Here is a 13,704-nt window from a genome sequence, read left to right as displayed (position 1 = left end):
AATTGGAAACAACGCAGGATTTAACCCACTTTAAAACATTGGTAGCTAAACTACCGCACCTGAAAAAAGAAATTGGCAAAGTAATCGTTGGGCAGCAGGAGGTCATCAATGAAATTCTGATTTCTTTGTTGGCGGGCGGTCATTGTTTGCTGGAAGGCGTGCCCGGATTGGCTAAAACACTCATGGTGAGAACCATGTCCGAAGCGCTCGAAATGAAATTCAAACGGGTGCAGTTTACCCCTGACCTGATGCCGGGCGACATCGTCGGAACCGAGATTCTGGAAGAAGACCACGAAACCGGCAAAAAGTTTTTCAAATTCAATCAGGGACCCATCTTTGCCAATATCGTTTTGGCCGATGAGATCAACCGTACGCCCCCCAAAACGCAGGCGGCGTTGTTGGAAGCCATGCAGGAATACCGCGTTACGTATGCCGGCGTTAGCTACGACCTTCCGCGCCCATTTCTCATCATTGCCACGCAAAACCCTATCGAACAGGCGGGTACGTACCCATTACCCGAGGCACAGCTTGACCGTTTTCTGTTGTATATCAAACTGGGTTATCCTTCCGAACAGGAAGAATTGGACGTTTTGAAAAACACGACAGGATTTGGAAGTCAAAAACTGCAAACTATTCTTACCGATAAAGAAATCATTGATTTACAGAAACTTACGCGCCAAGTACACATCAGTGATGAATTGATCATAAAGGTGAATCAATTGGTAAGGTCAACCCGCCCGGCCACTACCTCTTCGGCTTACGTAAAAAAATGGTGCGGATGGGGTGCCGGTCCCAGAGCGGGGCAGGCTTTAATTCTTTGCGCTAAGGCAAGAGCGGTACTGAATCAACGGTTTTCGGTCATTCCCGAAGATATTCAAACGCTGGCTTATCCGGTATTACGTCACCGTATTTCCCTCAATTTCAGGGCTGAAGCGGAAAATATTACGACCGATGATGTTGTCGCGGAGTTGTTGAAAGGATAAGTATGCTCACGACCGAACTCATCAAATTGAACAACCTTCAAATCGCGGGCAAATTGGTCAGCGAGGAGTTGATGTTGGGAATTCATGGCAGCAAACGTTCGGGCATTGGCATCGAATTTGAACAATATCGGCACTATGAACCCGGCGATGATCCCAAACGCATTGACTGGAAACTCTACGCCCGTACACAAAAACATTTAGTGCGGGAATCAGCCACGGAAAGTAATTTCCACATTCGATTTGTGCTGGATCTGTCGGGGTCGATGAATTATACTGAGAAGGAAATCAGTCGGTTGAATTATTGCAAAATCTTGTTGGCGTCGCTGGCGTATTTGGGGTATCGTCAAAGCGATCAAATGAGCTTGTATGGCTTGCAAAACGGAGGTTTGGAAACGCTCGTTCCCGCAGGAAAACAGGCTTTTCAGCGGATTTTGTACGAATTGGAAAAAGCAGAAGCGGTTGGCGTGTGGCAGAATGAAAATCCCAAGTTTCCGGAGTTTCAGCAAAAGCAAAAAGAGTTATTGGTCTTGGCTTCCGATTTTTTGCAAGTGGGCGATGAATGGCTCAAACTTATTCAGAGTATAGCCAATCCTCGCCGAGAAGTGCTTATTTTTCAGGTACTTGGTGCTGAAGAGTTGAGCTTTAATCTTAACGGTTTTTACCGATTCAAAGATCTGGAAACCGGACACGAACTGGAGTTGGAGGCATCAACCATTAAAGAAGAGGTGCAAAAGAAGTCGCAGGCGTACTTGACCGGTTTGGAAGAAGCTTTGCGGATTCCACATGTGCATTTGATACGCACTACATTTCATGAACCCATTGCGCAGGTGATTTCGGAGGCGTTGCGAAAAAGAAATAGTTAACATTTCGGTGCTTTCCTGTGCTTTCGGTTTTGAGAAACCGAAAGTAGTGATTGTAAGATATGTTCATTGGGGTTTGAGAACCCCAAACGTCAGGTTTGAGAATCTGACGTCACATTTTGGTGGTGTTTTCGGTTTCTCAAAACCGAAAGAAATAACTTAAGAAACACGAAAAGGTAAAGTTAACCCTAAAATATAAAAAATGCAGTTTTTAAACCCTTTGATGCTTTGGGGCGCTTTGGCGGTGGCAATACCTATCGTCCTTCATTTTTGGCACCAAAAAAAAGGGCAATTGCTGAACTGGGCGGCTACACAATGGTTGACGGAAAAAGACCTGCAGCCCTCCAAAGGAATTCGTCTGGATAATGTATTGTTGTTGATAACCAGGTGTTTGCTTGTGCTGCTCGTTGCTTTTTTATTGGCCAAACCACTGGTTCATTGGGCAACGAATACTACCGATTGTCAAAAAATCCATTTGGTACAACCCAATGCATTAGTGGTTGAAAATTATAAGTTTGAACTGGAAGAAGCCTTGAAAAAAGGTGAAAAAATGTACGCGATAGGAGCAGGGACAAAGCCATTAGAGCGTATTTCAGCGATACCGACCGGAGGGAAATTTCAGGCGTTGGAATTGCAAACGTGTATTAATAAAGTATATGCATTGAATCACCAAACCGGTAAACTGCAATTTGAATTCTATGTTGTTAATAATCAGGTATTAAGTCAAGTGACAAACATTTTTGTGCCGAGTAAATTTACCTTACATTCTGTCATTGACACAATTCAGAAAGAACCTAAGCCCTACGTAGAATTTTCGGATCAACAGAAGCTTTTTGTAAACGCTGCCAATCGATTAACAGTTGCGCGCACATTGCCGGTTAATGAAAAATTTGAGAGCCAACCTGTGCATAAAGGGAGTATAAATGTTTTGATAGCTATCGAAGAAAAAGCCGAAAAACAAACCATTCAGGCTGCGTTGAAAGCAATGAATGATGTGTATAGTATCGAATTTTCAATTGACGAAAAGCAGAATGCGCAAAAACAATACGATTGGGTATTTACAGATAAAGCAATAGCAGCCGACAATAAAGCCTTTTCTGCAAAAACGTTATTTCTGTTTTCAGACGAAAATAAAATCCCTCTTCTATGGAAAGCAGAGGGGAAAGCACTAAGCTTTTCTTCCGAAACAGTCTCCAACGGTCAACTTCCCGAATGGTTGGGAGAGGTGTTAGTAAACCGGTTTCAACTAAATCCGTCGCAAATACCGTTAAGTAATCAACAGCTTCATGCGTTGTTTAAAGCAGCGCAAACGGGTAGTCAGGGAAGCGTAAATGCGTCGGAAGAAGCCTGGTCTTCGAAATTGCTGTTTTTGTTTTTTATCATTATGCTGGGTATTGAACGCCTGTTAGCCATCCGAAAAAACGCATGAATCAACTTCATAAAATCATCGCTTGGGTTAGTTACCAACTGTACGCCGGCGCATTGCTGACGAGCGGCTTAGTGGCCGGCTCCGCTTTTTTAGTGATTTCGTTGATCGCACCCACTGCCATCATTCCGATGCTTGCGGCCTTGGGTGCTTTTATGGCCGGTGCGTATTGGACAAAACTTTTTCAAAATAAGCGCACCGAAGCCATTCAACTCATTCACCAAAACCTTCATGACACCGAATATAGCCTTCAATTGCTTGAACTGGAACGTCCAAACATTGCCGAACAGTTACAGTTAGAACGATTGGTGGAGAAAATTCAGGATAGCAAAACGCCACGTGTTTTACCTTCCCAATTATGGATGTATTTAGCTTTATTTCTGGCTTGTTTGGGTTTACGTTTTGGAATACCGTTGCTCAAAAAAGCAAAAGATGAGCAGGCAAAGAGTGAAACAGTGAATGGTCGAACGATAGTAAATCAAGCCGCTGTGCCTTCTTTTGCTTCGGCGAAACTAACCATTACCCCGCCGCCGTATACAAAATTGCCCATCAAAGAAACCGCCGACCTGAATGCGTCTTCGATCAGCGGAGCAAGTCTTAAATGGCAGGTGTCTTTCAGCCATTCAGATCAATTAGTGGTGAAATTAAGCAACAATCGTGGAGAAGAATTGCCCTTCAAAAAAGCAGGCAGTCAATTTGAATACAGCGACCAATTGTACAATTCCGGGTTGTATGGCATCAAGGCTTATTGGAAAGATTCATTGGTCTATCAATCAGATTATTACAGACTGGAAGCAATCCCTGATTTGGCACCCAAAATTGAGCCGACCTCCAAAGAGCTATATCAATACCATTTCCTGAAAGACCCAAAAACGTTGCAAATCTCGGCCAAAATGTCGGATGATTTTTTGGTCAATCAAGCGTTTATTATTGCTACTGTGGCCCGTGGCGCGGGTGAAAATGTGAAATTCCGGGAAGTGAAATTACCCATTACCCAAGCCAATTTTAAAGAAACCAAGATCGTAAAAAACATAGATTTGAAAGCCCTGAATTTTACGCCGGGCGATGAGTTGTATTATTACTGGGCCGCCATTGACAATAAACGCCCTGAATCAAATTATTCTAAATCAGATACTTATTTCGTAGTTTATAAAGACACGGCCAACGTGGAAGAATCTGAATTGGCAACCATGGCGATGAATATCTTGCCTGAGTACTTTAGAAGTCAGCGGCAGATCATTATTGATACCGAGAAATTGATCGCTAAAAAGAAAAAGATAGCAACGAAAGAGTTCAACAGCACTTCCAACGAAATTGGGTTTGACCAAAAAGCACTTCGTTTGCGTTACGGCCAGTATTTAGGTGAAGAATTTGAAAATTCCATTGGTGGCGGAAATGCATTGCCCAAAGACAATCAGGGAGATGCTGTCGTAGGCTTTGCCCTACTGCACGGCTTTGTTCATGCGCATGATACCGGTGAGCCCGGCGGGGAGTCGGGTGGAGGTTCACATGAAGGGCATAATCATGGCGGAGACAAAAAAGTAGCCGACGACAAAGACCCGGTAGCCTCTATTTTGGAGGAATATGTCCACTCGCACGACGACGGCGAGGCCAATACTTTTTATGAACAATCGACGAAAACGCTGTTGAAAATGGCGTTGGAACAAATGTGGCAATCGGAGTTGCACCTGCGTTTATACGAACCCGAAAAAGCAATTCCGTTTGAACACAAAGCCTTAGAATACTTAAAATCAGCGCAGCAAAGAGCACGCACGTTCGTCAAAAAAACGAGTTTTGATCCACCCCCCATTAAAGAAAGAGAGAAGCGGTTGACGGGTGAATTGAAGAACTATAACGAAGCGTATCGAAGCGAAAAAATCTATTCGCAACAACAGCTTGAACGGTTGGTTTCTGAAGTAATGGGAGTGATTGAAACCCGGACAGAAAAGCAAAAATTGAGCGGATCACAAAAACAAAAAATTATTGAACTGGGCAGTTTTCTAACTCCCAAAGTGATGAACAGTAAATTATCTAACTGGTCGGTTTTGAGTTCGTTACAGAAATTAGTGAACGATAAAGAACTTTCAGACGCGGAAAAGCAAACATTAAAAACGAAGCTATATCAACTGATCGGTAGTTCGTTGCCTGTCAAAGAAAACGCGGCAAGTGCATCGTATACCGGTGACAAAAAGTTGGAAAAAGCCTTCTGGAAAAATCTGTAAAGAGACTTTTCATCCCGAAAACGCCTTGATTTTCAAGATGAAAAGTAACTCAATTATAAACTTGCTCTCACCAGCTTGGCACCATCGCACATGGCTTTCAACTTTTGTTTGGTAGCCCAGCGGGCAGTTTGACTCATGCCGCAGTCGGGCGCAACGGCCAACTTTTCGGCAGGAACGTAAGGCAACACCTTGCGAATACGCTCGGCTACATCTTCGGCGGTTTCGATGTAATAACTTTTTACGTCGATCACACCCACGGCAACGTCAACTTTCTCGGCGAATCGTTCCAATAGATGCACATCGGTAAAGTTTAGCACTGTCATTTCGGAATGAAGTTCATCCACAGTCATGTCCAAAAAGTCAGGCAACATGGGCGCAATGGTTTTCTTACCTACTGAACGTCCCTTATAATTGCCAAAGCAGAGGTGCATGGAAAGACGCGTTTTGCCCACGCCCGGCGCAACGGTACGGTTGAAAATATCCACAAAACGCTTAGTATCTTCGCGATAGGCATAGCAACTCATCGAAGGCTCGTCCACGCAGATTTCGGGTACACCAAGGGCAACAAGGTCTTCGATTTCTTTTCTTACCAACGGCAAAATGGCCTCCGTAACTTCCCATCGGTCTTTGTACAAACCGCCCGGGTTGAGCCGCCCCGAAAGCGTATACGGTCCGGGAATTGACATTTTAATTCGCTGTCCTTCAGGTGCAAGACGTTTGAGTCGTTTGTATTCTTCCACTACGCCTAAGCCTTTGGGTGCCGTTAATGGCTCAATAATACTGTTTTTGCCGCGTTGGTCATGGGCCGGTGGGCCGTATTTGCGGGTTTCGGTACCGTCGTTGACAATTCCTTTGATAAAACCGTAAAACGACAGGTTGAAATCTAAACGCGTTTGTTCGCCATCGGTAATGACGTCGAGTCCTGCGGCTACTTGGTCGTGAACGGCGGCAATGACGGCGTCGTCGATCATTTCTGCAATGTCGGCGGGGCCAAATTGGTTGAGGTTCATGCTCGCAAATTCAAGCCATCCGGGAAAAGGCATGGAACCGACAACGGTTGTTTTTATGGGAAGAGGTTGCATATTCTTGGGCGTTTTTTAGGGTGCTGTAAAATCAATGCGGTTTAAAACCGAAAAATGTAAAAGTTTCTTATGTGCTTGAGCATGAGTTTTAGGGAACTTGAAATAGTAAGTCGTTCTCCAATTAATGGTTGGACGGTATTCCGGTCGGGTTGTGAGCAACCCTCCGCACCAAGCGTGTGTCGGGTTGCTCACAACCCGACCGGAATACCGTCCAGAAGTGTATAGAACTTTAAAACTTTTGCTCTTCTACTTAATGCTTTTAATCCAGCCATTGGTACATTACATAAGCGTCGGTCAATCCTAATTCATTGTGCTGAAAGGCTTTGGGCACTGTGCCGATAATTTCAAAACCACATTTCTGCCAAAGACGAACTGCGACGGTATTGGTAGAAATGACGCAATTGAACTGCATGGCTTTGAAGCCTAATCTGCGGGCTTCTTCCAACGAAAACCTACATAATTGTTCCGCAATCCCCTGTCCTCGACACTCAGGATGAACCATATAGCCGGCATTGACCACATGAGAGCCCAGATCAGGTTGATTGGCTTTCAGAAAAAAAGTGCCGACCACTTGCCGTTCTTTTTCGGCGACGTAGGTATATTTTTCAGAATCAAACCAGAGATTCAGCATCTTTTCTTTCGAAGAGTCGGGCGCATACATGTAGGTATCACCCGCTCGAATAACAGGTTCGATAATAGCCCAAACGGCGTCTTGGTCTTCGGTAGTGGCTTTACGGATCGTCATGATGGTTATTTTAAAGCGGCTACGGCTTCAATTTCAATGAGAATATCGGGGCTGTATAAACCTTCTACAAACAGTAATGTACTGGCAGGAGGTTGTTGGGCGGGAATATATTCATCGCGAACTTCCCGAATGATGCGCAACGCGTTTTCCTGTTTTGACCGAACGTAAAAGGTTAATTTTACCAAATTGCTGAAATTGGCACCGCTTGCGGCCAGAACCGTTTTCAGGTTTTCGAAGACCTGCTTTGCCTGTGCTTTCAAGTCTCCTTTTCCGATAATTTCGCCCTTCGAATTGACAGAAACCTGACCCGAAATGAAGGCTGTTTTTCCTTCGTTGATGATCACAACCTGCGAATAATTAGAAACGGGCGGAAGTTCCTTTGGGTTGATGGTCGTTTTAGTTTGGGCAAAAAGTGCTCCTGAAATCAATAGAACAGGGAGCCACAAAAAAAGCTTTTTCATGCTGTTAATGTTAAAGTGAGCTGGCCTTGGAAAGTTTTTGAAACTTTCCAAGGCTATATTTATTCTGATTGATTTTTAGACACATAACTTGGGATTCCCACGTTCGCGTACATTTTTGCGATGCGATGCGCGTGCTCATCATAGGCCCCTTCAAATAGCTCAACGGCTCGTTGTGCGCCTACCACAACAGCCGCGCTTAACACTTTTGGAGGTTGCCCTGCTTCGGTCAGGAGGCGAGCCGTTTCTGCTTTCAAACAGTTGATAAGCGTTGCGCCACCGACAGTGCTGCCGGGAGCAACAGGCGTGTCGAGGTTGGGTACATACACCATAGCATCGCCCACGGGTGCGCCCGTGTCCAGAATCAGATCAGCAAAATCGGTGAGTTTTTTACCGTCAGCACGTTTGGAAACGCTGGCAGCGGAATGTTGAGTCGTGACCAATGCGACCACTTTAATGCCGCGTTGCTGAAAAATCTCGGCCATTTCAACGGGAACAATGTTAGTGCCTGATGAAGAAATAACCAACGCCGTATCAATTTTCGAAAGGTCAAAGTTTCGTAAAATACGTTCGGCAAAACCCGGTACATTTTCCAAAAACATGGCCTGTCGCTGCCCGTTGGCCCCGACTACAAGATTATGAAAGGTAAGTGAAAGCTCAACAATGGGATTGAATCCTGCAAACGAACCATAGCGCGGCCACATTTCCTCGACCATGATCCGACTGTGGCCGCTGCCAAAAACGTGAACCATGCGCCCCGCCAAAATAGAATCGGCAAACCATTTGGCCGCCTGCTGAATTTGAGGCTGTTGCGCTTCGATTGTATCTAATATTCCGCGCGATTTATTGATAAAGTCTTGAATTACTGACATATGTATGAGTTTTGTAGAGACGTAACAGTTGCGTTCCTACGGTTGAGTCTCTACAAATTTTTGATTTTTGATAATGCAAAACCTGCCGCGCCAATGGCTCCGGCCATGTCACCGAAATGGGCCTGTACGATAGGGGTTTGTTTCCCGCCGGGTCGCCACTCGTAGAGATCCATGTATTGTTTAAGAGGTTCAAAAAGTGCACCGTCGGCAAAGGTGATTCCGCCCGCCAAGACAATTAACTCGGGCGAAAAGGCATTGATCAAAGAACTGAGCGCCACGGCTAATTTTTGCAGGGAGGTTAACCAAACAAGCGTTGCCCATGCGTCACCTTTTCGGTAGGCTTCGACCAACTCCCAAGTCGATTCAAAACGTCCTTTAGACCGTTTGGCCACGGAATAATTACCGATGGCGTACTCCAAACTTCCCGGCATTCCTATGATGCTTACTTCGTCGTCGGTTGCATTGAGCGAAAAATGGCCCAAATGTCCGGCCATTTGGTTAAGTCCCTGATACAGTTGTCCGTTGATGAGTAAGCCGCCGCCAATTCCTGTACCCAGCGTTAACAAAACAACATTTTTATAGCCTTTCGCCACGCCGAAAGCTGCTTCAGCCATCAGTGCCGAATGAGCATCGTTCAAAACAAAACTTTTTTCACCCAAATAATGTGTCCAAATAAAATTTTCTAACCCGTTCAACCGATTGGGCAGGAAGGCAATGCAGCTGTTATGCTCATCAGGAAGCCCGGGCGCCGACATTCCGATGGCCGCTACCGGTCCCTGCAACCAACTTTTCAGATAGAGCACCATTTCCAGCACATTGACCCGCCAAGTGGTATCGCCCGTATCCTGCGTGGCTACGTAATGTTGTTTGAGAATGGTTCCGGTCTCGTCAATGACGATTCCTTTTACGTTGGTACCGCCAAGATCTATTCCAATGATATGCATAGTTAATATTGCCCTTCAGAAATGGACCAGCCGCCGTCGACCGATAAAATTTGTCCCGTGGTAAATTTGGAATAGTCAGACATAAAATAGACCGCAGCGCCGTCTAAGTCAGCAGGTTGCCCATTTCGACCGCCGTCCAACGGCTGTTTGGTTTTGACAAAATTCAGAATGACCTCATCGCGCGACGCCCGTTGACTCATAGGCGTTTCGACCAAAGCAGGCGCAAGCACATTGACACGAATATTGTTTTGGGCGTAATAGGCAGCAATGGATTTAGTAAAGCCAATAATGGCCGATTTGGTGGCGGCATAAGCATGCGTTACAAAGTATTGAGGAGAGGGCGAGTACCCCAATACGGAACCCATATTTAGGATAGTTCCGCTTGTTTTTTGCTTTAAAAACTGCCGAATGGCTGCCTGATTGGAAAGCATCAATGATGTAAGATTAAGTTCAAATGTTTTGTTCCAGCCTTCCAATGAAAGTTCGTGCAATGGTCCATCGCCGTATTTTCGGCCGCTTCCACCCGCTACGTGGTATAATCCATCAAAACTTCCGTAGTTCAGGACGGCCTGCTGAATGGCATTTTCGGCCGTAAGTGCGTCGGTGGCATCGCCTTGGAGTGCCGTCGCTCTTGTTTTTCCCAATATCGTTTCGGCTTCCTCGCAGCTTTCGGAATTTCTTCCCACAACCACTACGTTCGCGCCCTGTGTCACAAACGCTTTCGCGGCGGATAGCCCCAATCCCGTTGTTCCGCCAATGATAATAATTGTTTTATTTTCGAGCCACTTTTCAGAAACCATCGCTATTTTTGTCATAAACCCCTACCTTATTTTGACCTGTTGAGAGGGAAGTTTAGGGATAAAAGTATCAACTTATTATAAAAAGTTAAGGAACGTTTTATCTAACGTACAATCTTAAAAAATTAACCAATTTCTCTTTGGAACCGTACCCTTCGTTTGTTTTTGAAATAGCGAATTTGCTACATGCCCTGCCGGAGGTTTCTGCGACGTTTTTTGGAGTTAATATGCCTTTTTCATACTTCTTTCTTTCTGAGAAACGCCTTGTAATTCAATGCGTTCCGGTCCATTTTGATGCAATCGTTCATATGCCTGAAACCTTTGCGGCAATCTCAGACAGATGCGCTGAAAAGGATATAAAAGTGATTCATTTATGGGAGGATGTGTGGCGCACAAAAAAAAACGTTGTTACATCCAGATTGAGGGCACTGCTTGGCCAAACGTATCGCATTCCCGCCCGATTAACACAAGTACGTCGCATTGATAAACCGACGTTGGATTGGTTCTTATCGATCAATCATTTGCAGGGTTCTACCACGGCCAAATACAAGTACGGCCTGTTTTTGCCGCAGCGTTATTTCAGAGTATTGGAAAAATGGCAGCACAAACCTGAGCTCTCTCTTTCGGCTTCTGAACTTCTCGTTGCAGTGGCGTCTTTCAGTGGCGGAAAAAATATCCTTCGTGCAGAAAAAACATACCGTTCGTTTGAGTTGATTCGTTTTGCCAATGTGTTGGATGCGACGGTTGTGGGGGGACTCAATAAGTTGTTGAGTGCCTTTATTAAAGAAGTTCAACCTGACGACATCATGACCTATGCTGACCGCGATTGGTCGACGGGACAAAGTTATGAGCGATTGGGCTTTGAACGAATCGGCATTACACCTCCACAGGAATTTTGGGTGAATCCCGCTACGTTTGAACGCAAATACGCCTCCCCCAAAAACTTGCCTGAAAGCACTCTGAAAATTTACAACGCAGGCAATATAAAGTATTTACTTAACCTCCTGAAGAACCCTAAATGAAGCCACTTGTTGTCATTCTCGGACCCACGGCCTGTGGGAAAACCCACTTGGCCACGCATTTGGCGTATGAATTGGGTGGCGAGATCATCAGTGCTGATTCGCGACAGGTTTATAGTGGCATGGACATCGGTACGGGGAAAGACCTAAGTGAGTATGTGGTTCACGATCAACAGATTCCCTATCATTTGATTGACAATGTGGCGGCAGGAGAGATGTACAATGTGCATCGTTTTCAGCAGGATTGTTATGAAGCGATGGCTGATATTCAGGCGCGCGAACGACTCCCGATTGTATGTGGTGGAACGGGGCTTTACATTGAAGCCGTTTTGAAAGAACATCAATTCACGGCGATTCCCATTGATGAAAACCTGCGCGAAAAACTTCAACAATTATCGGACGAAAAGTTGCTGGAAAAATTTAAAGAAACACCTTCTGAATACACCGCGTTGGCAGATACATCGACACGAAAACGCCTCATCCGCGCCATCGAAATTGCCCTTTATTTAAAAGATAATCCTTTCCCTAAAACAGGCCAAGATAAAGATAGCTTTATTGCCGATTACCGTTTGTTTGGTCTTTCGCTTTCCGTGGAGGAGCGCCGCGAACGCATTACGCGCCGTTTGCACGAGCGGTTGAAGAATGGTATGATCGAAGAAGTGCAGGGACTGTTAACGAAAGGTATTTCCGGCGAACAATTGATTTATTACGGATTAGAATATAAATTTATTACCCAATATCTCCTTGGATTACTGGATTATGGTACGATGGTTGAACGCCTTAACGTGGCTATTCATCAATTTGCCAAACGCCAGATGACGTTTTTCAGAAAAATGGAGCGAGATGGATTGGAGATTCAATGGTTGGATGCGAAATTGCCAACTACAGCGTTGATAGCGCAGATGAGATCGAAAGTGTTTTTATGATAAAATCGATGGAAAATTTCAGGAAAAAAACGAAAAAGTCGAGGCAGTGGCGAGCCATTCAATTGTTCGCATTTTTGCTTGTGCTTACATCAGGAGGAATTTACAGCTGCGGGGAAGCCGAACCGGACCCCTCAACGCAACCTTTACCTGAAGTCTTTGCTCAAAAGATGGAAGATACGCTCAAAGATAGGGGCATAGGTTATGCATTTGCCATTTATGAAGGCACACAATTAATGGCAAAAGGCAGCGGTGGATTTCAATCGCGGTCCAACGATCCCGAGGGGCAAAAAGATTTTACCCCTGATACAAAGATGCACATTGCCAGCATGACCAAAACGCTTAGTGCGATGGCTTTTTTGAAAACAGCGAACCAAAAAGGAGTAAAAACAACCGACTTGATCGCGCCTTATTTGCCGCCGACCTGGCAGCTTGGGGCAGGTATCAGTCAAATTACGTTTGGCGATCTGTTAACGCATAAAAGCGGGATCAAAGGCCTGAGCGGTTCGTGCCTGAACGGGTCTGATAGTGAAAATAACTATGATGGTTTAAAAAAAATAATAGCATTGGGCGTTACTTCCCGGGGCACTTATTGCTATCAAAATGCCAATTTCGGATTGTTTAGGGTGCTGATTCCACGTATTTTAGGGTATACTTTTACGGGAAAGGATGCAACCGACGATGCCCAAACACAACAACGATATTTGGCTTTCCTACAACAGGAAATCTTTGAGAAAGCGGGAATACAAAATGTTGTCACAACCTTTCCCGCCAATAATCCCACGTATACCTACAATGTTCCTATCACTACCGCCCAAAAAGGATGGAATCCGGGAAATTTCAGTCAAGTATTTGGGGGTTATGGAATGTACTTAACGGCTACCGAAGCGGGTAAAATATACGCCTCTGCCTTATCATCAGGTACAAATGAAGTGCTGACTACAGCCTTGGCAGACTCGCTGATAGTGAAGAACTTAGGTTGCTATAAAGCTTCTTCCGGTTTGGGGACAATGGTCTACCATGACGGCTTATGGTTTGATTGGATCAATCCGGTCGGGCGAGGACTTCGTACATTATGGGTTAAATTTCCCAACAACATTACCTGCGTTTTGTTTGTCAACGCACTTCATTATCAAAACAATTCATTGGTTTTCCCTTTCAATAACGGAAATATTGTGAGTTTTATTTACAATGCCTACGCCAAAGCTGTTCAGGCTCGCGGTGCGCGGATCAGCGCGGAAGCAGCGTCGCTTTACATAGAACATCCTGAACCGCATTAAACTATTTTCTATGATCGCTGATTTTGATAGTTGGGAACTTTTGCCGGGGACAAAATGGTTTCCACACTATACATAATCAATCACTAATCGTAC

Annotated in this window: 13 protein-coding genes; 7 read left to right on the top strand and 6 right to left on the bottom strand. The window is 44.9% G+C overall.

Annotated elements, in window-relative coordinates; all coding sequences use genetic code 11:
- The first annotated feature begins 2 nt into the window (after positions 1-2).
- The 4 genes from ACQY73_RS03575 (at position 3) to ACQY73_RS03560 (ending at position 5,491) form a co-directional block, all read left to right on the top strand.
- Complete coding sequence (locus tag ACQY73_RS03575) at positions 3-983, top strand: AAA family ATPase (RefSeq protein ID WP_428661557.1); 981 nt, start codon at positions 3-5, stop codon at positions 981-983.
- 2 nt (positions 984-985) lie between these two features.
- Positions 986-1,846 carry a DUF58 domain-containing protein gene (locus tag ACQY73_RS03570; protein WP_428661554.1) on the top strand — a complete coding sequence of 287 codons (861 nt, stop codon included), beginning with the start codon at positions 986-988 and terminating at the stop codon, positions 1,844-1,846.
- A 199-nt stretch (positions 1,847-2,045) separates the two neighbouring features.
- Positions 2,046-3,272, top strand: coding sequence for a BatA domain-containing protein (locus ACQY73_RS03565; protein ID WP_428661551.1), 1,227 nt, complete (start codon positions 2,046-2,048; stop codon positions 3,270-3,272).
- Positions 3,269-5,491, top strand: coding sequence for a hypothetical protein (locus tag ACQY73_RS03560; protein ID WP_428661548.1), 2,223 nt, complete (start codon positions 3,269-3,271; stop codon positions 5,489-5,491). The genes ACQY73_RS03565 and ACQY73_RS03560 overlap by 4 nt, the downstream gene beginning before the upstream one ends.
- Before the next feature lie 53 nt (positions 5,492-5,544).
- Here ACQY73_RS03560 and ACQY73_RS03555 read toward each other — a convergent pair whose 3' ends face one another.
- The 6 genes from ACQY73_RS03555 to ACQY73_RS03530 form a co-directional block, all read right to left on the bottom strand.
- The gene (locus ACQY73_RS03555; protein ID WP_428661545.1) at positions 5,545-6,573 is read right to left on the bottom strand and encodes a methionine synthase; all 1,029 of its coding nucleotides are present in this window, start codon (positions 6,571-6,573) and stop codon (positions 5,545-5,547) included.
- A 259-nt stretch (positions 6,574-6,832) separates the two neighbouring features.
- A complete protein-coding gene (locus ACQY73_RS03550; RefSeq protein ID WP_428661542.1) occupies positions 6,833-7,318 on the bottom strand; it encodes an N-acetyltransferase family protein in 486 nt (161 codons plus the stop codon).
- Positions 7,319-7,323: 5 nt separating this feature from the next.
- Positions 7,324-7,779 (bottom strand): RidA family protein, encoded by a 456-nt coding sequence (locus ACQY73_RS03545; protein WP_428661539.1) that lies wholly within the window; start codon positions 7,777-7,779, stop codon positions 7,324-7,326.
- A 59-nt stretch (positions 7,780-7,838) separates the two neighbouring features.
- The gene (locus ACQY73_RS03540; protein ID WP_428661536.1) at positions 7,839-8,648 is read right to left on the bottom strand and encodes a sugar isomerase domain-containing protein; all 810 of its coding nucleotides are present in this window, start codon (positions 8,646-8,648) and stop codon (positions 7,839-7,841) included.
- A 50-nt stretch (positions 8,649-8,698) separates the two neighbouring features.
- A complete protein-coding gene (locus tag ACQY73_RS03535) occupies positions 8,699-9,592 on the bottom strand; it encodes an ROK family protein (protein WP_428661533.1) in 894 nt (297 codons plus the stop codon).
- A 2-nt stretch (positions 9,593-9,594) separates the two neighbouring features.
- A complete protein-coding gene (locus tag ACQY73_RS03530; protein WP_428661531.1) occupies positions 9,595-10,407 on the bottom strand; it encodes an SDR family NAD(P)-dependent oxidoreductase in 813 nt (270 codons plus the stop codon).
- Positions 10,408-10,529: 122 nt separating this feature from the next.
- Between ACQY73_RS03530 and ACQY73_RS03525 the strand changes: the two genes are divergently transcribed.
- Genes ACQY73_RS03525 through ACQY73_RS03515 form a run of 3 tightly spaced genes read left to right on the top strand, consistent with a single transcriptional unit; the run spans position 10,530 to position 13,611 of the window.
- On the top strand, positions 10,530-11,411 hold the full coding sequence (locus ACQY73_RS03525; protein ID WP_428661528.1) for a hypothetical protein: 882 nt from the start codon (positions 10,530-10,532) through the stop codon (positions 11,409-11,411).
- On the top strand, positions 11,408-12,334 hold the full coding sequence (gene miaA / locus ACQY73_RS03520) for a tRNA (adenosine(37)-N6)-dimethylallyltransferase MiaA (RefSeq protein ID WP_428661525.1): 927 nt from the start codon (positions 11,408-11,410) through the stop codon (positions 12,332-12,334). The genes ACQY73_RS03525 and miaA overlap by 4 nt, the downstream gene beginning before the upstream one ends.
- The gene (locus tag ACQY73_RS03515) at positions 12,268-13,611 is read left to right on the top strand and encodes a serine hydrolase domain-containing protein (RefSeq protein WP_428661522.1); all 1,344 of its coding nucleotides are present in this window, start codon (positions 12,268-12,270) and stop codon (positions 13,609-13,611) included. Before miaA ends, ACQY73_RS03515 begins: the two co-directional genes overlap by 67 nt.
- The last annotated feature ends 93 nt before the right edge of the window (positions 13,612-13,704 follow it).

The organism is Runella sp. (genome assembly GCF_965279615.1).
Lineage (GTDB): Bacteria > Bacteroidota > Bacteroidia > Cytophagales > Spirosomataceae > Runella.
The sequence above is the reverse complement of the archived record's forward strand: the minus strand, read 5'-3'. Positions and strand labels throughout refer to the sequence as shown.